The 23417-nt window shown below is 72.3% G+C and carries 19 protein-coding genes; 12 read left to right on the forward strand and 7 right to left on the reverse strand.

The genetic code is table 11. The features are described from left to right. Nucleotides 1-7: 7 nt before the first annotated feature. Together ABZX85_RS06220 and ABZX85_RS06225 are read right to left on the reverse strand one after the other, a co-directional pair. Nucleotides 8-3232 (reverse strand): BTAD domain-containing putative transcriptional regulator, encoded by a 3225-nt coding sequence (locus ABZX85_RS06220; protein ID WP_355862918.1) that lies wholly within the window; start codon nucleotides 3230-3232, stop codon nucleotides 8-10. Nucleotides 3233-3389: 157 nt separating this feature from the next. After that, on the reverse strand, nucleotides 3390-4442 hold the full coding sequence (locus ABZX85_RS06225) for a magnesium and cobalt transport protein CorA (RefSeq protein WP_355862920.1): 1053 nt from the start codon (nucleotides 4440-4442) through the stop codon (nucleotides 3390-3392). A 148-nt stretch (nucleotides 4443-4590) separates the two neighbouring features. Between ABZX85_RS06225 and ABZX85_RS06230 the strand changes: the two genes are divergently transcribed. Then, nucleotides 4591-5676, forward strand: a complete 1086-nt coding sequence (locus ABZX85_RS06230; protein ID WP_355862922.1) for a winged helix DNA-binding domain-containing protein — start codon at nucleotides 4591-4593, stop codon at nucleotides 5674-5676. A gap of 84 nt (nucleotides 5677-5760) precedes the next feature. Here ABZX85_RS06230 and ABZX85_RS06235 read toward each other — a convergent pair whose 3' ends face one another. The 3 genes from ABZX85_RS06235 to ABZX85_RS06245 form a co-directional block, all read right to left on the reverse strand. Further along, nucleotides 5761-6552, reverse strand: a complete 792-nt coding sequence (locus ABZX85_RS06235) for a serine protease (protein ID WP_355862924.1) — start codon at nucleotides 6550-6552, stop codon at nucleotides 5761-5763. Between the two features lie 305 nt (nucleotides 6553-6857). Next, nucleotides 6858-9932 (reverse strand): LuxR family transcriptional regulator, encoded by a 3075-nt coding sequence (locus ABZX85_RS06240; protein ID WP_355862926.1) that lies wholly within the window; start codon nucleotides 9930-9932, stop codon nucleotides 6858-6860. Nucleotides 9933-10168: 236 nt separating this feature from the next. Further along, entirely contained in the window at nucleotides 10169-10996 is an 828-nt protein-coding gene (locus ABZX85_RS06245) for a LuxR C-terminal-related transcriptional regulator (RefSeq protein ID WP_355862928.1), read from the reverse strand. Nucleotides 10997-11185: 189 nt separating this feature from the next. On the opposite strand from ABZX85_RS06245, the gene ABZX85_RS06250 reads away from it, so the two are divergent. The 3 genes from ABZX85_RS06250 (at nucleotide 11186) to ABZX85_RS06260 (ending at nucleotide 16178) form a co-directional block, all read left to right on the forward strand. After that, nucleotides 11186-12919 (forward strand): AMP-binding protein, encoded by a 1734-nt coding sequence (locus ABZX85_RS06250; RefSeq protein ID WP_355862930.1) that lies wholly within the window; start codon nucleotides 11186-11188, stop codon nucleotides 12917-12919. Between the two features lie 77 nt (nucleotides 12920-12996). Beyond that, entirely contained in the window at nucleotides 12997-14643 is a 1647-nt protein-coding gene (locus ABZX85_RS06255) for an AMP-binding protein (protein WP_355863102.1), read from the forward strand. A gap of 347 nt (nucleotides 14644-14990) precedes the next feature. Next, a complete protein-coding gene (locus ABZX85_RS06260; RefSeq protein ID WP_355862932.1) occupies nucleotides 14991-16178 on the forward strand; it encodes a Shedu anti-phage system protein SduA domain-containing protein in 1188 nt (395 codons plus the stop codon). A gap of 7 nt (nucleotides 16179-16185) precedes the next feature. Here ABZX85_RS06260 and ABZX85_RS06265 read toward each other — a convergent pair whose 3' ends face one another. Next, nucleotides 16186-17001 (reverse strand): TIM barrel protein, encoded by an 816-nt coding sequence (locus tag ABZX85_RS06265; RefSeq protein ID WP_355862934.1) that lies wholly within the window; start codon nucleotides 16999-17001, stop codon nucleotides 16186-16188. A 190-nt stretch (nucleotides 17002-17191) separates the two neighbouring features. Between ABZX85_RS06265 and ABZX85_RS06270 the strand changes: the two genes are divergently transcribed. From ABZX85_RS06270 to ABZX85_RS06305, 8 genes are all read left to right on the forward strand, one after another. Further along, nucleotides 17192-17518 carry a hypothetical protein gene (locus ABZX85_RS06270; protein ID WP_355862936.1) on the forward strand — a complete coding sequence of 109 codons (327 nt, stop codon included), beginning with the start codon at nucleotides 17192-17194 and terminating at the stop codon, nucleotides 17516-17518. A gap of 40 nt (nucleotides 17519-17558) precedes the next feature. Beyond that, nucleotides 17559-17819, forward strand: coding sequence for a hypothetical protein (locus ABZX85_RS06275; RefSeq protein ID WP_355862938.1), 261 nt, complete (start codon nucleotides 17559-17561; stop codon nucleotides 17817-17819). Further along, the gene (locus tag ABZX85_RS06280) at nucleotides 17816-18190 is read left to right on the forward strand and encodes a helix-turn-helix domain-containing protein (RefSeq protein ID WP_355862940.1); all 375 of its coding nucleotides are present in this window, start codon (nucleotides 17816-17818) and stop codon (nucleotides 18188-18190) included. The genes ABZX85_RS06275 and ABZX85_RS06280 overlap by 4 nt, the downstream gene beginning before the upstream one ends. Nucleotides 18191-18315: 125 nt before the next feature. Next, entirely contained in the window at nucleotides 18316-18825 is a 510-nt protein-coding gene (gene uraD, locus ABZX85_RS06285) for a 2-oxo-4-hydroxy-4-carboxy-5-ureidoimidazoline decarboxylase (RefSeq protein WP_355862942.1), read from the forward strand. Further along, entirely contained in the window at nucleotides 18822-19157 is a 336-nt protein-coding gene (gene uraH, locus ABZX85_RS06290; RefSeq protein WP_355862944.1) for a hydroxyisourate hydrolase, read from the forward strand. The genes uraD and uraH overlap by 4 nt, the downstream gene beginning before the upstream one ends. 4 nt (nucleotides 19158-19161) lie before the next feature. Next, nucleotides 19162-20061 carry a factor-independent urate hydroxylase gene (pucL, locus tag ABZX85_RS06295; RefSeq protein ID WP_355862946.1) on the forward strand — a complete coding sequence of 300 codons (900 nt, stop codon included), beginning with the start codon at nucleotides 19162-19164 and terminating at the stop codon, nucleotides 20059-20061. A gap of 36 nt (nucleotides 20062-20097) precedes the next feature. Next, nucleotides 20098-21468 carry an 8-oxoguanine deaminase gene (locus tag ABZX85_RS06300; protein WP_355862948.1) on the forward strand — a complete coding sequence of 457 codons (1371 nt, stop codon included), beginning with the start codon at nucleotides 20098-20100 and terminating at the stop codon, nucleotides 21466-21468. 631 nt (nucleotides 21469-22099) lie between these two features. Further along, nucleotides 22100-22621 (forward strand): hypothetical protein, encoded by a 522-nt coding sequence (locus ABZX85_RS06305; protein WP_355862950.1) that lies wholly within the window; start codon nucleotides 22100-22102, stop codon nucleotides 22619-22621. Nucleotides 22622-22750: 129 nt separating this feature from the next. Here the strand turns inward: ABZX85_RS06305 and ABZX85_RS06310 are convergent, their stop codons facing one another. Beyond that, entirely contained in the window at nucleotides 22751-23377 is a 627-nt protein-coding gene (locus ABZX85_RS06310; RefSeq protein ID WP_355862952.1) for a hypothetical protein, read from the reverse strand. Nucleotides 23378-23417 lie beyond the last annotated feature (40 nt).

A 23417-nucleotide genomic window follows, 5' to 3' on the forward strand; every position in this document is an offset into this window, starting at 1 on the left:
CGGCCCGCTACGACACCGACGTCAGCCGGCGCAGCCCGGTGAACGGCAGCTTGCGGCTGTCGTAGGCGAATTCACCCCGGGACTCGATCTCCGCCGCCGACGACCGCAGCGTCCGCCTGGCGTCCTCGACCGCCCCGCTGCTGTGCTGCGCGTGGGCCAGCAGGCCCAGGTGGAGCGGCAGCCGGATCAGCAGACGCCGTTCGCGCAGCTCGGCGACCGCCGACTCCAGGCCGGCCAGCGCGCCGGGCTCGCCGGCCTGCTGCCGCGCCCAGCTCTCGCACACCTGGAGCATGGCGGTCCAGTGGCTCAGCCCGTGCGCGCGGGCGATGTCGAGACCCCGGCCGCTGGAGGCCGCCGCCGTACGGGGGTCCTCGCCCAGGGCCGCCACCAGGGAGTGGAAGTAGTAGGCGCTCGCCCGGTCGACCGGGGTGCCGGCCCCGTCGGTGGCCACGAGCAGGTCGTCGCAGAGCGCGCGCGCCTCGTCGGTGGCACCCAGCAGCCACAGGGTGAGGACCCGGTGGCTCATGGCCAGGAACAGCGGGTCGTGCTGCGACCGGCGGGTCATGCCCGCCCGCTGTTCGGGGCTCAGCTCCTCGGCCGTGCGCTCCGCCTCGGTCAGGGCGGTGAGCGCGTCGGCGGTCTCGCTGGGCAACTGGAGCAGCCCGCGGGCGATCCGCTCGTAGAACCGCAGCTCCGGGGCGTCGGACCGGTCGGCGAGCGACCGCAGTTGCGCCACGTGCCGGGCGCACTCGGCGTGCCGGCCGGTGACCAGCTCGGCCACGCACTGACGCAGCAGCAGCGCGGCCTGCTCGGTGGTCCGGCCCGTCGTCCCGGCGGACAGCTTCCGGATGCGACCGGCCTCGGCCTCCATCTCGCGGTCGCCGTAACCGCGGGTGATGCTCGCCGTGTACAGGAGCCTGGTGCGCAGGTCGAGGGTCTGCTCCGACGCCTCGTCGGCGCTCTGCGGCGCGGCCGAGAGCAGGGTGTGCGCGTGCTCGAACCAGGTCTGCGCGCGCCGGTAGTCGCCGTCGCCGATGGCCTGCTCGCCCGCCCGCCGCAGATGCGGCACCACGTCCCGCGCCGGCAGCGCCAGGGCGGCCTGCCAGGCGTGCCGGGCCACCTGCTCGCTCGCCTCGGGGGAGCCCCCGTGGTGAGCGCTGAGCACGCCGACGGCACGGGCGTGCAGGGCCGCCCGCTCCTGGCAGCGCATCTCCGCGAGGAGGACGTCGCGGATGAGGCCGTAGCGGAAGACGAGCCGGTGCGGGTGGTCGAGGTCGCTGCGCATGAGGCCGGTCCGCAGGACCTCCTCCACCACGTCGTGCACCACGTCGTGGTCGGCCTCGCCGTCGTCGAGCATGCCGGTGAGCGAGGTCAGCGCCGCCTCCGCGCCGAGCACGGCGCAGCACTTCAGGAACCGCAGGACGCGCGGGGGCAGCCCGGCGAACCGCCGGCGCAGCATGCTGCGCACCCCCGTCGGGATTCCGGCGCGGACGACGTCGGCGACCCGGGGGTCGTGCAGCCGCCGCGGCCCGCCGGCGTCGGCGAGCAGCTGGTCGAGGAGGTAGGGGTTGCCGGCGCTGCGTTCGTACAGGGCCCGGACGACGGACGCGTCGACGCCGGGGCCGGCCTGGGCGGTGACCGCCGCCAGGACGTTGTCCTCGGCGAGGTTGTCCAGGCGGACGACCCTGGTGCGGGAGTCGGCCAGCAGGTCCACGAGCGGGCCGTCGGAGTCGGGCCCGGCGCCGAGACCGGTCTCCCGGAGCGTGATCACCACGCTGACGGGCCGTCCCTGGGTGCGGCTGCCGAGCAGTCCCAGCACGTCGAGGGTGAGGCGGTCCGCCCCGTGCACGTCTTCGAGGACGAGCAGGAGCGGGCTGTCGTCGGCGCACTGGAGGATCGCCTCGCACAGCGCGTCCTGGACGAGGAAGTACATCTGGTCCGCGGGCCGCTGTCCGGCGAGGTCCGTACCGGGTCCCGACAGCGTTGTCATCGGGGGGAGGGCGCACTTCCTGAGCAGCCCGTCGAACGACACCCCGTACGAGACCTCCAGCCGGCGCAGCACCTGCTGCCACACCCAGCCGACGGGCATCCCGCCGCTGCTGCGGCAGTTGACGCGGATCGTCTCCGCCTGCGGGGGCGGCTGCGACTCCGTCGTGGCGCGCGCCACCAGCTCCGTCTTGCCGACGCCCGCCTCGCCGACGACGGCGGTGACGTGTCCGCTGCCGCGCAGGGCGCCGGTGATGGACGACCGCAGGGCGTCGAGGGCGTCGTCGCGGCAGGGGAAGCCGGAGGACACCGGCGGCGCCGTACGCGGCCGTCCGCCCTCGGGCGCGGCCGGGCCGCCGTCCTCGGGCGGGGCGGCGGGCGCGTCCGCCGTCCGCTCCGCAGGGGCGTCGGACCGCTCCCGGGTCTCGACGGCGGCCGGGGCGGGTGCCCGGTCGTCGAGTTCGTGGCGCAGCAGGGCCAGGTGGACGCGCTGGAGTTCGCGGGCCGGGGCGACCCCGAGCTCCTCGGAGAGGTAGGCGCGCGTCCGGTCGTACAGCTGGAGCGCCTCGGCCTGGCGGCCCAGCCGGTACAGGCCCGTCATGAGACTGCCGACGAGGCGTTCGTCGGTGGGGTGCAGGGACACCTCGCGGCGCAGCAGCGAGACGGCGTCACCGGCCTCGCCGAGGGCGAGCAGCGTGTCGGCGTGGGCCGCGACGGCGGTGGTCCGCAGCAGGTTCAGGCGGGCGCCCTCCTCCGCGAGCGGGGTGTAGGCCGCGAGGTCCAGGAAGGGGTCGGCCCGCCATAACCGCAGCGCCTCGTCGAACACCTCGCGGGCGGCCTGGAGCCGCCCGTCGGCCGTGTGGCGCTGCCCGCGGGAGACGAGGCTCTCGAACCGGGCCAGGTCGAACGTGTCCGGCTCCACCGTCAGGACGTATCCGGGAGCCTGGTAGCGCAGCGGGGCGATCGGGCCGCGCGGTCCGGTCAGCACCCGCCGCAGGTGGGACAGGTAGGTCTGCAAGGTGGCCTGCGGGCGCCGGGGGAGGTGGTCGCCCCACAGTTCGTCGACGAGCTGATCGGCGGGCACCACCTGGCCCAGCCGGATGAGAAGCAGTCCCAGGACGGCCCGGTGCCGTGGGGGGCCGAGGGGCACCTGCTCGGTCCCGCGCCGGGCCGTCATCACTCCGAAGGCTTCGAACGACAGCTCCGCGAGGGACGCGAGTCGGGGTTCTTGCGCTGTGTACGCCATGCCGGGGGCACTTGCCTTTCGACGGTCACGCACTTGACGGTCGGTCGAGCGTACGGCGGGACAGGTGCTGAAACAGTGCCGATGAAGTGACGCACAGAACACGCCAAGACACGTACAGATACGAGCCACCCGCGGCCGTCCCTCGCCGGCCGGCCGCTCAGAGCCAGTGCCTCCGCTTGAACACGACGTACAGACCGGCGCAGACGACGGCCATCAGGGCGATCGCGAAGGGGTAGCCCAGGGGCCAGTCCAGCTCGGGCATGTGGGTGAAGTTCATGCCGTAGACCGTGCCGACGAGGGTGGGCGCGAACAGGATCGCCGCCCACGACGAGATCTTCTTGACCTCCTCGTTCTGCGCGAAGCCCGCCTCCGCCAGCGCCCGCATCTCCGCGTTCTGCTGCTGCGTGACGAGCGTCGCGTTGACCGTGAGGATCTCCGTGAGGGCCTGGCGGAAGCCGTCGACGCGTTCGCTGGTGTGGGTGACGTGGTCGGCGACGTCGCGCAGGTAGCGCTGGAGTTCGTCGTCCGTGCCGTACTTGGAGAAGCCGGCCATCAGGGCGTGCAGCATGCCGACGAGAGGGCGGGTCGCGCGCTGGAACTCGACCATCTCCCGGGAGAGTTCGTAGATCCGGCGGGAGACCTCGGGGTCGCCCCGGAAGACCTCCGTCTCGATCTCGTCGATGTCGTTCTGCACCCCGGAGACGACGGGCGCGTACCCGTCGACGACGGCGTCGAGGATCGCGTACAGGACGGCCTCGGGCCCCAGGCGCAGCAGCTCCGGGCTCTCCTCCAGGCGCCGGCGCACGGCGGTGAGGTCGGGGGCGTCGGAGTGGCGGACCGTCAGGACGAAGCCGGGGCCCAGGAAGACGTGCAGCTCACCGAAGTCGATCTCCTCGGGGGCGTCCAGGTACCGCGCCGCGCGCAGGACGACGAAGAGGGTGTCGCCGTAACGCTCCAGCTTGGGCCGCTGGTGGGCCTCCTTCGCGTCCTCCACGGCGAGCGGGTGCAGGCCGAACTCGGTGGCCAGGGAGTGGAGTTCGGCCTCGGACGGGCGGACGACCCCGATCCACGCCATGCTGGCGGGCCGCTCGCGGAGTTCGCGGTAGGTCTCGGCGAGCGTCGCGGGGGAGGCGATGCGGACGCCGTCGCGGTAGAGGGCGGCCTCGACCACACCGCCGGGAGACCCAGGGGCACGGCGTCGCTCGGGCATCGCGGCTGCCTTCCGCTGCTGTCGGTTCTGTTGCTGTCGTTTCTGTCCGTTTCCTGCTGATCACGGGCAGGATATACGCGGCCAAGAGAACGCGAGACGGCGACAAAGAGGACAGGATCTGTCCTCTTTCGGAGCTACCGTGCACCTCATGACCGTCCTCGACGCCCGCTCCCTCAACCGCGCCACCCTCGACCGCCAGCTCCTCCTGCGCAGGTCGCCCCTGACCGCGCGGGCCGCCGTGGAACACCTCGTCGGCCTCCAGGCGCAGAACGTCAGCCCCCCGTACCTCGCCCTCGCCGCCCGCCTAGACGGCTTCGCCCCGGTCGGCCTCGCCCGGCTCATGACGGACCGGGACGTCGTGCGCATCGTCACCCTGCGCTCCACGATCCACACCCACACCGCCGAGGACTGCCTCGCCCTGAGGCCGTTCGTGCAGCCCGCGCGGGAGCGGGAGCTGAAGCTGTTCCGCAAGGGGCTCGCCGGGGTGGACCTCGACCGGCTCACCGCGCTCGCCCGCGACCTGGTCGAGGAGGAGCCCCGCACGCTCAAGCAGCTCCGCGAGGCCCTGGGCGCCGAGTGGCCGGACGCGGACCCGCAGTCACTGGGCGTCGCGGCCCGGTGCCTGCTGCCGCTGGTGCAGGTCACGCCGCGCGGCGTGTGGGGCGAGAGCGGCCAGGCCGCCCTGACGACATCGGAACACTGGCTGGGCAGACCCGCGGGTCCTGCGTACGACGCCGAGACGCTCGTCCGGCGCTACCTCGCCGCCTTCGGCCCCGCCTCCGTCAAGGACATGCAGACCTGGGCCGGCCTGACCCGCCTGCGCCCGGTGTTCGAACGGCTCCGCCCGGAGCTGCTGACGTTCCACGACGTCCACGGCACCGAGCTCTTCGACCTCCCCGACGCCCCCCGCCCCGACCCCGCCACCCCCGCCCCGCCCCGTCTCCTCCCCGAGTTCGACAACCTCCTCCTCTCCCACGCCGACCGCACCCGGGTCGTCCCGCCCGAGTACTGGGGCCGCACCTGGGTCGGCAACGTCTCCCACCCGGTCTTCCTGGTCGACGGCTTCCTGGCCGGCGTGTGGAAACGCACGGAAACCGCTCTCACCGTCCAGCCCTTCGGCCGGCTCACGAAGGGGGAGCGGGAGGCGGTGACGGCGGAGGCGGTACGGATGCTGGCCGTCACGCACCCGGGGGAGCCGTACGACGTCCGCTTCGGCACGGTGATCCCGGCGTGACGGTGATCCGGCGCGTGGATAGGGGGCGTTGCGGGCCGCTCGTGGAGGCCCGCAACGCCCCCTGGTCGTACTCCCGGGGTACCTCTACGAGTCGACCTCGGAGGTGACGAGGGTGGAGAAGGTGGTCAGCCGGGTGTAGACACCCGGGTAACCGGCCTCCGCGCACCCCTCGCCCCAGGACGTGATCCCTGCCAGGACGCCCCCGATGATCAGGGGACCGCCGCTGTCGCCCTGGCAGGTGTCTGTGCCGCCGGACGTGTATCCGGCGCAAACCATGTCGGACCGGACGAAGTCCGAACCGTAGGAGCTCCCGCAGCTGGAGTCGGACACGATCGGGACGGTCGCGGTCCGCAGCTGGTTGGAGGAGCTGCCGCTCTCTGACGTAGTGCCCCAGCCGAGGATGCGCGCGGTGGTGCCGGCCGCGTACACGTTCGTCTGGGTGGCGGAGACGTACGACACCGGGGTGTACGGCATCGCGGTCGCCAGGGTCAGGACGGCGACGTCGTCGCCGCCCGTGACACTCGTGAAGTCGGGGTGGACCCAGATGTCCGTGACCCGGCTCACGGTGCCGTTCGTGCCGTTCAGGTACGTCCGGCCGCCGACCACCCGCACACTGCTCGTGGTCTCGCCGGCCATGCAGTGCGCCGCGGTCACGACCTTCGTCGCGGAGACGAGGGTCCCGCCGCAGAACTGGTTCTGCGAGGCGTCCGTGATCTGCATCATGAACGGATACGACGAGGTGGTGGTCGTCGTACCGCCGACGATCGGCTGGGGTGCTGCCGAGGCCGACGGGGTGCCGAGCAGCAGACCTGCTGCCGCTGCGGCGGTCGCCGCCAGGACGGCGGCTGCCTTTCTCGCACGGTGGAGCGCGGACAAAGTGTCTCCTCGTGGGGGAGGGGGCCTGAGGTGTCGCGCGGGTGCTGTGGGGGAGTGGTCGTGCACGGGGGTCGCGGGACCGACCCCCGTGTGCCCGGGCGAGCGGCACGTCCCAAAACCTACGGCCCGTCACACCCTCACCCCAATGAGGGAACCCCCTAGGGGACCCGGACAGGGAAAACCCTCGGTGTCCCGGAGGCGAACCCCTGACGGCGGGTCACCGACGGCGAATCCCCTACGGCGCACCCCTGACGACGCCCCTGACGGCAACGTGGACAGGAACCCGCAGTAAACCCGCCGCCCCGTCAGGTCGCCCGGCGCCCCGCCGCGAGCCGCACGATGTCCACCCGAGAGCGGATGCCCAGCTTGCGGTAGACCCGCGTCAGCGTCGCCTCCACGGTCTTGACGCTGATGAACAGCCGGGCGGCGATCTCCCGGTTGGTGGCGCCCTCCATGACCAGCGCGGCCACCTGACGCTCCATCGAGGCGAGCCCCTCCAGCGCGTCGGCGGCGGGCTGACGCTCCGCCACGGCCGGGCTCCCGGCCGCGACCGGCGCCGCGACCGCCGCCTCGACCTGCCGCAGCCACGGCACGGCCCGGCACCGCCGGAACAGCCGCGCGGCCTCGTCGTACGACGTCGCGTTCTCCCACACGGACTCCGAACCACCGAGCCCACCGGGACCGCCGAGCCCGCCAGAACCACCGGGGCCGCCGTGCCCGCCAGGGCCAGGGTTGCCGAAGACGCCAGATCCTCCGGGGCCGCCCGGACCGCCGGAGCTGCCGGGGCCGCCAGGACCGCCGAGGCCGGCAGATCCGCCGGACCCGGGCCCCCGACCGTGCTCCGCCCGCCGGAGGTCCCCGCCCCCGGCCTCCCGCCACTGCGCCACGCCCGCCACCGGCCCCCGCCCGGTCCGCAGCCGGGCCAGCGCGAACGCCGCGCGGGCCTCCTCCAGCCCGTACCCGAGCTTGGCCAGCCTGTCCTGGACGGACGTCAGTTGGGTGAGGGCCGCGTCCAGGTCGCCACGAGCGGCCCGGACGAGCGCCTCGGCGCGGTCGACGACGGCGAGGATGCTCTCCCGGCCCAGCCTGAGCGCGTGCGCGCGGGTGACGTCGATGACGTCCTGCGCCTCGGCGGGCTCCCCGATCCGCACCAGCGCCTCGGCGAGGTCGCCCTGCCAGCGCCCGCGCGCCGGGTCGGTGATCCCGAGCCCCTGCTCCAGCTCCCGGACGCGGCGCAGCGAGTGCACGGCACCCGCCGGGTCGTCGGCGACGAGCTGCGCGTACCCCAGGGAGGCGAGCGCCTTGGAGAGGTACATCTGGTCGCCGTCCCCCTCGGCCCGCCCGGCCGCCTCCTGGGCCAGCTCCAGGGCCCGGTCGACGTCACCGCCGGACGCCTCGGCCATGGACGTCAGCATCGCGGAGGCGCCCAGCCCGATCCCGGAGTCGCGGGCCAGCCGCAGGGACTCGCGGGCCAGGTCGAGGGCGCGACCGCAGTGCCCGGAGCGCAGCTCGGTCTCGGCCAGGAAGCGCTGGAAGTGCACCTCGCTCTCGACGACGCCCCGCCGCTGCACCTCGCGCAGCAGCGCGGTGATCGTCGTGCGCGCCTCGGGCAGCTGATCGCTCATCAGGAGCCAGCGGAAGCGGGCCATCGCGGGCCCGTTGTGGTGGCAGGCGACGTCCGCGAACTGGGGTTCGCGCAGCGCCTTCTTGATGGTCACGGGCGAGTCGGGGTGGCCCATCAGGGTCTCGGTGGACGCCTGGAGGGACAGCGCCATCAGCTCGGTGCGCCGGTCCCCGCCGCGTTCGGCGAGCTCGGCGGCGTGCGCGGCCTGCCGGCGGGCCTCCGCGAAGTCGCCGTCCACGACCAGGCCCCGCCAGGAGAGCTGGTAGTGGACGAGCGCGAGGAGCCGGGGGTCGTCGCCCGCGTCCGCGAGGACCTTCGGGAAGACCGCGTCGACCTCGCCGAGGGCCTGCCCCGCCGACTCGATGACGACCATCCAGGCGCGCACCCGGTCGGCGGGCGCGGTGGCCCGGGTCAGCACGTCGTGCGCGATGTCCCGGGCGAAGTCGGCCTCGCCTGCGGTGATCGCGTCCTCGCCGGCCTCCAGCCGCCGTTCGTCCGGGGAGGGCGAGGCGTCCGGCGGGGTGTGCCGGGCGGCCAGCAGCCCGAGGGAGGCGGCGACCGAGGGGGCGCCCCGGTCGCGGGCGAGCGCGGCGGCCTCGGAGAGCCGGTCGGCGACCTCCGGGTCGGTGCCGGTGGTGGCCAGCGCCAGATGCCGGGCGCGCTCGATCGGGTCGGACGCGGCCGTCGACAGCGCGGCGTGCGCGGCGCGCCGGTCCTGGGCGGGGGCCTCCGCGTAGAGGGCGGCGGAGATCAGGGGGTGCGCGAAGCGGACGGCGGGGCCCTCGGGTTCGGTCGCGAGCAGGCCGAGCGCCGCCGCCTGCGCGGTCTCCGCCTCGGCGTTCTCCCGGCCGGCCGCGTGCAGCAGGGCGAGCGTCGGGCGGGCGCCCGCGCTGGCGACGAGCAGGGTGCGGCGGGCCTCGGCGGAGAGCATGTCGAGGCGGGAGAGGACGAGGGCGCGCAGCGAGGTCGGCACCGGCAGCGGTTCGCCGGGGCGCGGCGGGGTCGGCATCTCGCTCAGGGCGCGGCCCAGCTCCAGCGCGTACAGCGGGTTCCCGCCGCTGGTGCGGTGGATGTCGCGGACCGTGGAGCGGGGCAGCTCGGTGTAGCCGCGGTGGTCGAGGAGCGCCGAGACGTGCGCGCGGGAGAGCGCGTTCAGCCGGATCGCCAGGGTGTCCGGCGGGGAGGAGCGCAACTGGCGGTCGTACTCCTGGCCCTCCGTGCGGACCGCGCACAGGAGCTGGACCGGGGTGTCGCCGAGGCGGCGGGCGGCGAAGCCGAGGAGTTCGGCGCTGGCCGGGTCCAGCCACTGCATGTCGTCGGCGACGACCAGGACCGGGCCGCGCGTGGCCAGCGAGCGCAGGGCCGACAGGACGGCCAGGCGCAGGGCGAGGCCGTCGCGCTGGAGGGTCGACTCGCCGCGGCCGGTGAGCGCCGATTCGAGCGCGGTGCGCTGTGCGGCGGGCAGGGTACCGGCCACGTCGTCGAGGACCAGCCCGAAGAGGTCGGCGAGTGCCAGGAACGGGAGGTGGGATTCGGACTCGGTCGCCGAGCAGCGCAGGACGGTGCGCGCGCTCTCGCCGTAATCCGTCGCCAAAGCGCGCAGGACCGTCGACTTTCCAATTCCGGCCGGTCCGTGGAGCAGCACGCTGCCGCCCCGCGCGAGCTGGTCGCGGGCCGACGTCCACAGCTCGTCCCTGCCGATGACCAGGTCGGGGCGGCATCGGGCAGACTCCTTGAAGTCCCGTCGCACGGTCACCGCTCCCCTCCGAGTGTCGTGTGCGGGGCAAATTCTAGGCAACGTCGCTTTGAAATTCGAAAGAGTGGCGTGGTGAGGGAGATAACAACCGGAAGCATGGAGAAATTCAGTAACCGGCGATCTGAATGGTTCTCGGCCACGCCAAGCCCTGGGAGCGGTCCTGACCAGCGCGAACCCTCCCGTCCACCATGGTTCACACCGGCCACCCCTTCCTGTCCGGAAACCGACTTCCCCACTCAGGGCAACAAGCCCGCCCGTCTGGCCGCCACGACCGCCTCGCCGCGGGTCCTGGCCGCCAGTTTGCGCATCGCCGAGCGGAGATAGCCCTTGACCGTCTCGGGCATCAGCCCGAGCCGCTCGGCGGTCAGCGCGTTGGTCGCGCCGGCCGCCACGCAGGCGAGGACGTCCAGCTCGCGCGGGGCGAGTGCGGTACCGCTTTCTACGGTTTCCGCCTGCTCCGTACTCAACGTCAACAGACCGCAGGCGGCAAGAAGTTCGGCCCGTAGTTGTGGGTCCGTGATCCGGGGGGCCAGCGCGCGCAGCGCGGCGTGCGCCTCACGGACCTGCTCCCAGCCCGCGGTCTCCGCCTCCCGGCCGGGCTCCTGCCGGGGCCGCGCCGCCTCCAGCAGGGCCCGCGCCTCGTCCTGCACGACCAGCGCCTGTTCGACGTCCCGCGCCACGTCCACCGCCGCGACCAGCGTCCGGTCGCCCAGCGGCATCGCGGTGCGCAGCGCCCCGTACAGCACGCCCCGCACCCGGCGGCGCACCACGATCGGGACCGCCACCACCGAGCGCAGCCCCTCCTCGGCGACCGCGATGTCGTACTCGTGGCTGATCTGCCGCGAGACCGAGTAGTCGCTCACCGCGATGGGCCGGGCCAGGGCCAGGGTCTTGCCGCCGAGGCCGTACCCGGCCGTCACCGCGAGGCCGCGCAGAGAGGCGGTCGCCGCGCCGCTCATCTCCGTGATCCGCATCCGCCGTCCGCCCTGCTCGACCGGGCCGCCGAACGCCACCGGCAAGCCGGTGGTCCGCCGCAGCCGGGCGAGCGCGCCATGAATCTCCATCGTTCCCGACGCGTCCGCTGCCACCCTGCACCCGCCTCTTTCTACGGCTCCGCCGCCGCGCACACCCCCGTTCGGGGGTAGTGAGACCTGCATCACGGATTACACGATGGCAGAGTGCCGCCGGGCAATGGACCGGTACGGAGGGGGAGTGGACCGGAGGGGCACTCTCCGTCGACAAGAGGAGTACAGATGGTGACGAAGGATTCGTATTCCGTGCGGGTTTCCGCCACTTCCAACCCCTCTGATACTTCTGCCGGTTCCGTCACGGATTCGTTCCGCAGAGCGCGGGACTTCCTGCTCGCCCGCCGCGAGGACTACGCCGCCGCGTACGCCGGGTTCGAGTGGCCGCGCCCCGAACGCTTCAACTGGGCGCTCGACTGGTTCGACGTGATCGCCGACGGCAACGACCGCACCGCGCTGCACATCGTCGAGGAGGACGGCTCCGAACGGAAGCTGTCCTTCGCGGAGTTGTCCGCGCGCTCCGACCAGGTCGCCAACTGGCTCGCCGCGCGCGGGGTGCGCGCCGAGGACCGGGTGCTCGTGATGCTGGGCAACCAGGCCGAGTTGTGGGAGATCGCGCTCGCCGCGATGAAGCTGCGCGCGGTCGTCATCCCGGCGACCCCCCTGCTGGGCCCCGCCGATCTCCGCGACCGCGTCGAGCGGGGCCGCGTCCGGCACGTCCTCGTCCGCTCCGCCGACACCCCCAAGTTCGCGGAGGTGCCCGGCCGTTACACCAGGATCGCGGTCGGCGCCCGGGTCGATGGCTGGCACGCGTACGACGACGTCCACTCCGCGTCCGCCGAGTTCACCCCCGACGGTGAGACCCTCGCCGACGACCCGCTGATGCTCTACTTCACCTCCGGGACGACCGCCCGCCCCAAACTGGTCGAGCACACCCATGCGTCGTACCCCATCGGGCACTTGTCGACGATGTACTGGATCGGCCTCAGGCCCGGCGACGTCCACCTGAACATCTCCTCGCCCGGCTGGGCCAAGCACGCCTGGTCCAACCTGTTCGCGCCGTGGAACGCGGAGGCGACCGTCTTCATCTTCAACTACGCCCGGTTCGACGCGAGTCGGCTGATGGCGGAGATGGACCGGGCCGGGGTGACGACGTTCTGCGCGCCGCCGACCGTGTGGCGCATGCTGATCCAGGCCGACCTGAGCGGACTCGCGACCCCGCCGCGGGAGGCCGTCGCAGCCGGTGAACCCCTCAACCCCGAAGTGATAGAGCGGGTACGGCACGCCTGGGGTCTCACCATCCGGGACGGGTTCGGACAGACGGAGACGGCCGTCCAGGTCGCCAACTCCCCCGGCCAGCCGCTCAAGACGGGCTCCATGGGCCGCCCCAGCCCCGGCTACCGGGTCGAACTCCTCGACCCCGTCTCCGGCGCGCCCGGCGTGGACGAGGGGGAGATCGCGCTCGACCTCTCCAGCCGTCCCGTCGGCCTCATGACCGGCTACCACGGCGACGCCGACCGGACGGCCGAGGCGATGGCGGGCGGCTACTACCGCACCGGCGACGTCGCCTCCCGCGACGCGGACGGCTACCTCACGTACATCGGGCGCAGCGACGACGTCTTCAAGGCCAGCGACTACAAGATCTCCCCGTTCGAGCTGGAGAGCGCGCTGCTGGAGCACGAGGCGGTGGCGGAGGCGGCGGTCGTCCCGGCACCCGACGAGGTCCGCCTCGCCGTCCCCAAGGCGTACGTCGTCCTCGCGGCGGGCTGGGAGCCGGGCCCGGAGACCGCCGAGGCCCTCTTCGCCCACTCCCGCAAGGTCCTCGCCCCCTACAAGCGCGTCAAGCGGCTGGAGTTCGCGCCGCTGCCGAAGACCGTGTCCGGGAAGATCCGGCGGATAGAGCTTCGCGAGGCGACGGCGGAGGGGTCGGAGAACGAGTACCGCGAGGAGGACTTCCGGTGAGGGCGGGGGCCTTCGGCGGGGGAGGCGTCTCCGGGGCCGGGGGTGTTTCCGAGACGGAGGCCGTCGCGCCGAGTCCCGTGAGTGCGGAGGCCGTTGCCTCGCACCCCCACTCCTCCCCGCCCCCCGTCTCCTACACCCACGGCACCGGCTCCACCCCCCTCCTCGGTCACACCGTCGGTGCCGACCTCGGCCGGGCCGTGGCCCGTTGGGGTGAGCGGGAGGCGCTGGTGGACGTGGAGTCGGGGCGGCGCTGGACGTACGCCGAATTCGCGGCGGACGTCGAGCAGTTGGCGTGCGCGCTGCTCGCGAGCGGGGTCGCCGCGGGGGACCGGGTCGGGATCTGGGCGGTCAACACCCCGGAGTGGGTCCTCGTCCAGTACGCCACCGCGCGGATCGGCGCGATCATGGTGAACATCAACCCCGCGTACCGCACGCACGAGGTCGCCTACGTCCTCGAACAGGCGGGCGTCTCCCTGCTGTTCGCCTCGGTGAGCCACAAGAGCAGCGACTACCGCGCGATGGTCGGCGAGGTGAGCCCCCGCTGCCCCGGCCTGCGTGAGACCGTCTTCTTCGGTGACCCCGGCTGGGACGGCTTCACCGCCCGGGGCGGCGCCGTACCGCGTGGCGAACTCCTCGCCCGCGAGGCCGAGTTGTCCTGCGACGACCCGATCAACATCCAGTACACGTCCGGCACGACGGGCTTCCCCAAGGGCGCCACCCTCTCGCACCACAACATCCTCAACAACGGTTACTTCGTGGGCGAGTTGCTCGGGTACGACGAACAGGACCGGGTCTGCGTACCGGTGCCCTTCTACCACTGCTTCGGCATGGTCATGGGCAACCTCGCCGCCACCTCCCACGGCGCCTGCGTCGTCATCCCCGCCCGCTCCTTCGACCCCGCCGCCACCCTCCGCGCGGTCCAGGACGAACGCTGCACCTCCCTCTACGGCGTACCGACCATGTTCATCGCGGAGTTGAACCTCCCCGACTTCGCCGCGTACGACCTCACGAGCCTGCGCACCGGCATCATGGCGGGCTCCCCCTGCCCCGTCGAGGTGATGCGCCGCGTCGTCACCGAGATGCACATGGCCGAGGTCTCCATCTGCTACGGCATGACCGAGACGTCCCCGGTCTCCCTCCAGACCCGCCGCGACGACGACCTCGAACACCGCACCGCGACCGTCGGCCGGGTCCTGCCGCACATCGAGGTGAAGATCGTCGACCCCGTCTCGGGAGTCACCCAACCCCGGGGCCGCGCGGGCGAGTTGTGCACCCGGGGCTACAGCGTGATGCTCGGCTACTGGAACGAGCCCGAGAAGACCGGCGATGCCGTCGACGCCGGCCGCTGGATGCACACCGGGGACCTCGCGGTCATGCGGGAGGACGGGTACGTCGAGATCGTCGGCCGCATCAAGGACATGATCATCCGGGGCGGCGAGAACATCTACCCCCGCGAGATCGAGGAGTTCCTCTACGGCCACCCCGCGATCCAGGACGTCCAGGTGGTCGGCGTACCGCACGAGAAGTACGGCGAGGAGGTTCTCGCCTGCGTCATCCCCAAAGACCCCGCCGCCCCGCCGACTCTGGACGACATCCGCGGCTACTGCGCCGGCCGCCTCGCCCACTACAAGATCCCGAGCCGCGTCCAGATCCTGGAGTCGTTCCCGATGACGGTCTCGGGGAAGGTCCGGAAGATCGAACTGCGGGAGACGTACGGGGGATAGCGGCGCTCGGGAGCCGGCGTCGGGGGGGGGGCTCCGGAGTACGGCGCTCGCGGCCGGTTTCCCCCGTGTGCCCCGGCCGCGGAGCCGTCCCCCGAACGGGGCCCGCCGCCCCCGTTCCGGCAGGCCCCGCATGCACTCAATGTGCCCTGCCTCACCCCGACTTGAAGCACTCCGACGGGTCTTCAGAGCAACATTTGAGGTTGCCGTACCCCTGCTACGACCGGTGCGGTAACGCATTTATGCGCTGGTATCAGGCTCCTGATGTGCTCGCAGATCCAGACTGCTTGGCAGCTGGAGCGGTTGTCAGTGGGCACGTGCACTATGCGTGTATGGCTACGCGAAGCGACATGACGTTGGAATGGCAGTTGAAGAAGGTCCTCGGAGAGACAGCTGAGGATGAGGTGAGGAAAGCCCTGAAATCGGTCTTTACGTACATGCGCAGTGGGAGCGGCCGCAGACGCAGGCAGAGCAAGGAACTTGTGAGGCTACTGGAGACGGCCCGAGGTGTCGCGGCCCAGGTGGAGGAATGGCAGGTCGTTCGATTGCTGCAGGACTCGCTGGACTACGCGGAGGGGAGGATTCTCCAGGCGGACTTCGCGGAGCGCTACCGCCTCTTTCAGGACGGGGTGCGCAGCGAGCGGTCCCGTGATTTTACGGCCAGTTCGCTGCGAGCGATGCACGGATGGCTCGTCGAGCATGGCATCGCCTATGCGAGAGAACATCCGGAAGCAAGCGTCGAGGAAGTGCTTGAGAACTTCCGCGCTCAGGGTGAGGATGCTGCCTTTCTCCAAGCGCCTGAGGACCAGCCCGGCCGGTATGTGATCCCCAGAGGGAGGGCCGAGATCGCGTTGTGGATGGAACGGTTGCTGAGGAGTGACCGCATCGAGATCGAACATCCTGAGGAGGCGGCTCGCCGGATCGCTGTCTCTCCGGAGGCGCTTGCTGTGCTAGCTGCTGACAAGGAAGGACGGCTGGTGCTTCAAGCAGCCGAGTTGCAGCGCCGCACCGCTAGTCTCCGTACTCTCCGTCTTGTCATCGAGGACCGTACGGCCAAGGAAGCCGATCTTCAGCGAGCTCTCGGAGGCAATCATTGGATCTTTGGCGGCAGATATGTAGGGGAGGCCGCCCATCGGCGGCTTGTGCCAGGTGACGAGATGGACATTCCTCTCATCCGTGCGGATGGAGCCCTGCACGTTGTGGAGTTGAAGCGTTCCATGAGTCTTAAAGAACCCCTAGTCAAACGTCATCGCAGCGCGTGGGTCCCGGCGGCGCCTGTGCACGACGCTGTGGGGCAGGCGATCAACTACCTCGTCGGACTGGACGAGCATCGACAGCGTATTCACGAGGAATTCGGCATCGAGACCCGACGTGCCAGTGCCATGGTGCTCGTCGGTCATCCCGGGCTTCATCCCGATGTGCCCGAGGAAGAGATCAATGAGGCACTTCGGACGTTCAATACACATCTCGCGCGTGTAGAAGTGCTCACCTATAAAGACTTGTTGGACAGTGCCGAACGCTCTCTGAAGTGGGTGTGAGTCACGATCAGCGTGCCAACCATCCGAACTCCCCTGCCTCTTTCCCGCGCTTGTACTCCAGCCCCACCAGCCCCTCGTACCCCGCCCCCGCGAGCCGATCCAGCCAAGCCCCCAGCGGCAGCGTCCCCGTTCCCGGAGCGCCCCGCCCCGGCGCGTCCGCGATCTGGACGTGGCCGGTGACGCCGGCGTACCGGTCGATGACGGCCGGCACGTCCGCCCCGTTGACGCCGAGGTGGTAGAGGTCCATCAGGAACCGCGCGTTCCCCAGCCCGGTGAGGGAGTTGACCCGGTCGACGACCGCCACCGCGGCCTCCGCGCTCAGCAGCGGGTATCTCGGCGACTCGACCCGGTTGAGCGCCTCGACGAGCAGCACCGCCCCCACCCGGTCGGCGGCCCGCGCCGCGTACGCGAGGTTCTCCAGCGCCAGCGCGTCCTGCGCGCCGGGCTCCACCCCCTCGACCCGGTTGCCGTACACCGCGTTGAGCGCCCCGCACCCCAGCGACCCCGCGAACCCGGCGGCGACCTCCACGTTCGCCCGGAACCGCTCCGACTCGGCGCCGGGGACCGACAGCGCGCCCCGGTCGGGCCCGGGGAGCCGTCCGGCGTAGAAGTTCAGCCCGGTCAACTGGACGCCCGCGTCCTCGATCGCCCCGCGCAGGGCGTCCAGTTCGGAGCGCGCCGGGGTCGGTTCGTCGGGCCACGGCCACCACATCTCGATGTTGCTGAAACCGTTTGCGGCAACGGCCGCCGGACGGTCGAGGAGGGGGCGGTCGGTGTGGAGGATCGACACGTTGACGGTGTACCGCCGGTCCGCGAAGCCCATCGCCGCTCCCAGATGTGTGTTCCGTATGCCGGAAGAGCAATTCTGGCATGGCCGACGGGGAGGGCACGCGGAGCGAGGGAGATGCCGAGGGCGCGGGGGACACGGCGGCGGCGAGCATGCGGAGCCCCTGTTTCCGGACGGCTTCCGCAACCCCCTGCGCGCCCCCGCCCCCGTCCGGAACAGTGGACGCATGAGCCTGACGACCGACGGCAGAGCCCCCGGCCCCGTCCGCTTCCACCTCCGCTGCGACCGAGGAGGCTGCGCCGCCCGCGCCGTCTTCGACCTGGTCATCACGGAGCCCCGCCCGGACATCGACAAGGACTTCACGGGCCACCTCCTGCACGAGTCGACGACGGCGTTCCCGCACATCACCGAACTCGGCTGGATCTTCATCCAGGGCGGCGAGGGCTACTGGTGCCCCCGCTGCTCCGGCCGCCGCACCGGCCCGTCCCCCGTCATCGTCGTCCGGGACGCGAAGGCCCCGAAACAGCGCGCCCGGCGCCGACGGCCGAGGTGAGGGCTGCCGCGCGGACGGCGCGGCGCGTTAGGTTGTGCGCGTGCGATTGAGAGTGGAGTTCACGACCGAGCCCTTCGACCTCGACGAGGTGCCCGGACACGCGCTCGCGGCCCGCCGGGCGCTGGACGCGGCGGAGCTGGACGCCGTCGACGTCGGACCGTTCGGCAACACCGCCGAGGGGGACGCGTCCGCCGTGCTCGGCGCCGTGGACGCCGTACTGCGCCAGGCGCTGGAGGCCGGTGCCACCCGTGTCTCGCTCCAGGTCAACGTCCTCGGCGAGATCGCCGGGGAGGGGGCGTGAGCGACCCCGACTCCACCATCGGTGACTTCATCACGGCGGTGAAACCCCTGGTCGACGCGATCGGCGGGGAGCTGGTCCCGGCCGACGAGGCCGGTCCCGACGACGTCGTCCTCGCCTGGGCGGGCGCCGACGCCGTCGCCGTACGCCTTCCGCAGCTCGCCGACTCCCTCGATCACATCCTCGCCGCGATGGAGAGAAAACTCGGGAAACCGCTTGCAGACCTCGATCGCAAGGCCAAGCAGGAGGTCGTGCGGACCCTGGAGGCGCGGGGGGCGTTCGCCGTGCGGCACGGGGTGGAGACGGTCGCGAGCGCGCTCGGTGTGAGCCGGTTCACGGTCTACAACTATCTGAACCGGGAGAAGGGCGCCTGAGCCGAAGGGGCCGGGGTGGCGCGCCGGGCCCGGCGCGCCGACGGCCCGCGTGCCGGGGGCGCGCGTAACCCAGAATTTTCAACAAACTGTTGACGAACGTTCGTGCGACGGGGTTGGCTGACGCCGTGACGCCCCCACCCCCGGGCCTGGCCCGCTTCAACGCCCTCCCCGAACCGGCCGCCCACGCCGCCCTCCGGGAGATCTGCGCCGCCCCGGCCTGGGCGGACCGGGTACTGGCGGCCCGCCCCTACATGACCCCCGAGGAGCTGTACGACGCCGGCGAGGCCGCCGTACTCGCCCTGGACGACGGCGGGTTGGACGCGGCGTTCGCGGGGCACCCCCCGATCGGCCGCCCCCGCCCCGGCGACCCGGCGTCCGCGCGCGAGCAGCGCGGGATGGCCGACGCGGACCCGGCGCTGAAGGCCGAGATGCTCGAACTGAACCTCGCCTACCAGGAACGTTTCGGCCATGTCTTCCTGATCTGCGCGACCGGCCTCACCGCCGCCCGGATGCGCGACGCCGCCCGGGAGCGGATCGGGAACACGCCGGAGCGCGAACGCGAGATCGCGCGCGGGGAACTCGGCAGGATCAACCGCATCAGACTCGCCCGACTCGTCGAAGGTGACCCCGCATGACCAGCACCGTGTCCACGCACATCCTGGACACCTCCGCCGGCCGCCCGGCCCCCGGCGTCCCCGTCCGCCTCGCCGCCCGCACGGCCGACGACGCCGACTGGCGGGAGACGGGCACCTCGGTCACCGATGCCGACGGGCGCTGCAAGGATCTCCCGCCGCTCCCGCCCGGCACCACGCACGCCCGCCTCGTCTTCGAGACCGACACCGTCTTCGAGACCGGCACCGCGTTCTTCCCCGAGGTGGCCGTCGCGTTCGCCGTCGCGCCGGACGAGCACTACCACGTACCGCTGCTGCTGAATCCGTTCGGCTACTCCGTCTACCGAGGGAGCTAGGACCATGACCCGCGCACTGCTGGGCCAGAACCAGTACGGCAAGGCCGAGACCCGCGTCGTGCGGATAGTCCGTGACGGCGCCACGCACCACATCAGGGACCTCAACGTCTCCGTCTCCCTCAGCGGCGACATGACCGAGGTCCACTACTCCGGCTCCAACGCCAGCGTCCTGCCGACCGACACCACCAAGAACACGGTGTACGCGTTCGCCAAGGAGCACGGCATCGACTCCGCCGAGCAGTTCGGCATCGACCTCGCCCGGCACTTCGTCGCCTCGCAGGAGACGATCCACCAAGCCCGGGTCCGGATCGAGGAGTTCGCCTGGGAGCGGATCGCGAACGCGGGGGAGGGGGAGCACTCCTTCGTCCGCAAGGGACAGGAGACCCGCCTGACCCAGGTCACTTTCGACGGCTCGTCATGGGAAGTGGTCTCCGGGCTGACGGACCTCACCGTCCTCAACTCGACCAACTCCGAGTTCTGGGGCTACGTCAAGGACCAGTACACGACCCTCCCCGAGGCGTACGACCGCATCCTCGCGACCGACGTCACCGCCCGCTGGCGCGTCGACTGGTCCGGCGGGGAAGGGGAGATGCCCGACTGGGAGGAGTCGTACGCGCAGACGCGGCGGCACATCCTCGAAGCGTTCGCCGAGACGTACTCGCTCTCCCTCCAGCAGACCCTGTACGCGATGGGCGCCCGCGTCGTCGAACACCGGCCGGAGATAGCCGAGATCCGCTTCTCCCTCCCCAACAAGCACCATTTCCTCGTGGACTTGAAGCCGTTCGGCCTGAAGAACGACAACGAGGTGTACTTCGCCGCCGACCGCCCCTACGGCCTGATAGAGGCGACGATCCTGCGGGACGGCGCCGAGGCGCGCATCCCGGTCGACCTCACCAACCTCTGATTTTTAGGGCGCAACCTTTTACGAGAGGACTTTGCGATGTCCCAGCGCATCGTCATCGAGAACGCGGCGATCGCGACCGTGGACGCCGACGACACCGAGTACGCGAGCGGCCACGTCGTCCTGCACGGCAACCGCATCGAGTCGCTCGGCGCGGGCCGGGCCCCCGACGGCCTCGCGGACGTCGTCCGCCGCATCGACGCGACCGGCCATCTGGTCACCCCCGGCCTGGTCAACACCCACCACCACTTCTACCAGTGGATCACCCGGGGCCTGGCCACCGACCACAACCTCTTCGACTGGCTCGTCGCCCTCTACCCGACCTGGGCGCGCATCGACGAGCCGATGGTCCGCGCCGCCGCCGAGGGGTCCCTCGCGATGATGGCGCGCGGCGGTGTCACCACCGCCATGGACCACCACTACGTCTTCCCGCGCGGCACCGGCGACCTCTCCGCCGCGATCATCGGCGCCGCCCGCGACATGGGCGTCCGCTTCACCCTCGCGCGCGGCTCCATGGACCGCGGCGAGTCCGCCGGCGGCCTCCCCCCGGACTTCGCGGTCGAGACCCTCGACGGCGCTCTCGCGGCCACCGAGGAGACGGTACGCCGCCACCACGACCCGTCCTTCGACGCGATGACCCAGGTCGCCGTCGCGCCCTGCTCCCCCTTCTCGGTCTCCACCGAACTCATGCGCCAGGGCGCCGAGTTGGCCCGCCGCCTCGGCGTGCGCCTGCACACGCACGGCTCGGAGACGGTCGAGGAGGAGAAGTTCTGCCACGAGCTGTTCGGCATGGGCCCCACCGACTACTTCGAGTCCACGGGCTGGCTGGGGCCGGACGTCTGGATGGCCCACTGCGTCCACATGAACGACTCCGACATCGCGGCGTTCGCCCGCACCGGGACGGGCGTCGCCCACTGCCCCTCCTCCAACGCGAGGTTGGCGGCAGGCATCGCCCGAGTCCCCGACATGCTCGCCGCCGGCGTCCCCGTCGGCCTCGGCGTCGACGGCACCGCCTCCAACGAATCCGGCGAACTCCACACGGAGTTGCGCAACGCGCTGCTCATCAACCGCCTCGGCGCCCACCGCGAAGCCGCCCTCAACGCCCGCCAAGCGCTCCGCCTCGGCACCCACGGCGGCGCCCAAGTCCTCGGCCGCGCCCGGGAGATCGGCTCCCTGGAGCCCGGCAAGCTGGCCGACCTCGTCCTGTGGCGCATGGACACCCTGGCCCACGCCTCGATCCCCGATCCGGTGACCGCGCTGGTCTTCGGAGCGGCGGCTCCGGTGACGGCCTCCTTCGTGAATGGCCGTCAGATCGTGGAGGAGGGGCGGCTGTCGACGGTGGACGAGGAGGCGATCGCGCGGGCGACTCGGGAGGAGGCGCGGAGGCTGGCGGGGATCGTGGCGGGGTGAGGGGGCTCGCCTGCGGGGGGGCCTCGGTGTGGTGCGCGGGCGGCTTGAGGGCCCCCGGCCTCGGCGAACTTCGGCCCCTCAGCCTCGCGGTGCCGCCCGGCAGAGCGTCCCCTCCGGCAGCCGTCCCATGACGAACCTCCCGGGCGGGACGCCCATCACCGCGCGGAAGTCGGCCGTCATGTGCCACTGGTCGTAGTAGCCGCCGGCGACGGCGAGTTCGGCCCAGGGAGCGGTCTCGGCGCGGGCCAGGACCCGGCGCCGTACTGCTCGGGGGAGGGGTCGACGCCCTCGGCGAAGAGGTTGCGCAGGTGGCGTTCGCTGACGGCCAGACGGGCGGCGACCTCGTGGACGGTGCCTGCGGAGGAGAGCGCGTGGACCGCCGCGCGCGGGGGTCCGCCGGGGGCGGTGGCAGGAGTTCCGCGAGACGGGCCGGGGCGTCCTGCGGCTCGGCGGCGGCGAGTTCGCGGGATAGGTGCCGGGCGAGCCGGGTCGGGAGGGCCCGCGCCGGGACGGTCCGGCCCACCAACTCGGCGGCGGGCAGGCCGAACAGGGGCCGGGCGGCCGTCCCCGGCGCGAGCCTCAGACGCAGACAGGACACCGGGCGGTCGTACGGGTCGGTGTGGTACGTCGCGTGGGTGCGTGGGCCGACGACGAGCACGTCACCCCGGCCGCTCTCCTCGGTCCGCACCAGGATCGTTGTCGCCGGGTCGGGCACCTCCGCGAAGACGTCCCTCGGGGGACGGCGGGCGACCCCGTCCTGAACCTGACGGGCGACGGCCGCCGGGGCGTCGTCGCCCCCGAGGACGTGGCGGAGGCGGCCGTCTTCCTCCTGGCGGACCACCTGACGAACCACACCTACACGCTCACCGGCCCGCAGGCCCTGAGCATCCCCGACCAGGCCGCCGTCCTCGCCACCCTCCTGGACCACCCCGTCCCCACCCGCGACCTCACCCCCGCCGAGTCCCGCACCCACCTCCTGTCCCGAGGCTGGGACCCTCCGTGGTGCAAGGCGTCCTCGAAGGCTCCGCCTACGTCCGCCACGGCCGCAACGCCGTCGTCACCGGCGACATCCCCCGCCTGCTGGGCCGCCCGGCGAGGTCGTACCGGGAGTGGGCGCGGGATCATCTGGGGGCGTTCAGGAGGGCCCGAGTAGGGCGTTGACCGAGGGGCTGTGGCTGGAGCCGGGTGTGGGCTGTTGCGCGGGCCCGGTGTGGGCGTCGCGCGGGAGCCTGGTGAGGGGCGTCGCATGGTGCGTGGCGCTGGGCCTCGTGTGCGGAGGGTCTCACCTCCTCCTCGGCGATGCCAGCAGACACCGCTCCCGGGACCGTGCCTCGGTGTGCTCGCCCACCTGCCACCCGGCCGCCTCCAACACCCGCGCACAGGACGCGAGTTCCGCCCCGTACACGGCGACCGCCTCCGGCTGAGGCGTCGCGCGGACCCGATACCCGGTGTCGCCCCGATCCACCCCCGCGGGCCGCTGCCCCGCCGCCTCCAGCGCCAGCGCGGCGGCCCGCACCAGATGCGTACGCTCCCACCCGCACGGCCGCCCGATGTCACCGTCCGGATTCGTCATCCGCCGCAGCTCCAGCAGCCCCTGCCACGCACTGTGCACCTCCCGCGTCCGCGACGGCCCGCCGGCCTCCTCCTCACCCCCGATCCGCGCGACGAAGACACCGTCGGCGGCCTGCGGCGCAGGAGCCGGGGCCGGTGCCGCCGCCTCCGGCGTCTCCTCCCGCAGCCGATGCCCCGCCGGAGTCAGAAAACAGTCGTGCGGCGCCCGAGGATGCCGAAACGCCAGCCCCCGCTTCACCAACGCGTCCAACTGCGCGGCCGTCCCCTTCAGCCGCCCGGTGACCGGCTCGGCCCCCTCGATCACCCGCCGCTGCGCGGCCGTCGGCGGTCGTCTCACATCGCACCTCCTCTCCTGCTCAGAAGGCTACGACGCGAGT

It is taken from the genome of Streptomyces sp. NPDC004539 (assembly GCF_040610055.1).
In the GTDB taxonomy this organism is placed as follows: Bacteria; Actinomycetota; Actinomycetes; order Streptomycetales; family Streptomycetaceae; genus Streptomyces.

Coding starts and splice junctions, on each gene's coding strand:
- ABZX85_RS06300 (WP_355862948.1), top strand. CDS start 20,098: ATGTCCCAGCGCATCGTCATCGAGAACGCGGCGATCGCGACCGTGGAC.
- ABZX85_RS06230 (WP_355862922.1), top strand. CDS start 4,591: ATGACCGTCCTCGACGCCCGCTCCCTCAACCGCGCCACCCTCGACCGC.
- ABZX85_RS06265 (WP_355862934.1), bottom strand. CDS start 17,001: ATGGGCTTCGCGGACCGGCGGTACACCGTCAACGTGTCGATCCTCCAC.
- ABZX85_RS06270 (WP_355862936.1), top strand. CDS start 17,192: ATGAGCCTGACGACCGACGGCAGAGCCCCCGGCCCCGTCCGCTTCCAC.
- pucL (WP_355862946.1), top strand. CDS start 19,162: ATGACCCGCGCACTGCTGGGCCAGAACCAGTACGGCAAGGCCGAGACC.
- ABZX85_RS06260 (WP_355862932.1), top strand. CDS start 14,991: ATGACGTTGGAATGGCAGTTGAAGAAGGTCCTCGGAGAGACAGCTGAG.
- ABZX85_RS06250 (WP_355862930.1), top strand. CDS start 11,186: ATGGTGACGAAGGATTCGTATTCCGTGCGGGTTTCCGCCACTTCCAAC.
- ABZX85_RS06245 (WP_355862928.1), bottom strand. CDS start 10,996: ATGGAGATTCATGGCGCGCTCGCCCGGCTGCGGCGGACCACCGGCTTG.
- uraH (WP_355862944.1), top strand. CDS start 18,822: ATGACCAGCACCGTGTCCACGCACATCCTGGACACCTCCGCCGGCCGC.
- ABZX85_RS06220 (WP_355862918.1), bottom strand. CDS start 3,232: ATGGCGTACACAGCGCAAGAACCCCGACTCGCGTCCCTCGCGGAGCTG.
- ABZX85_RS06225 (WP_355862920.1), bottom strand. CDS start 4,442: ATGCCCGAGCGACGCCGTGCCCCTGGGTCTCCCGGCGGTGTGGTCGAG.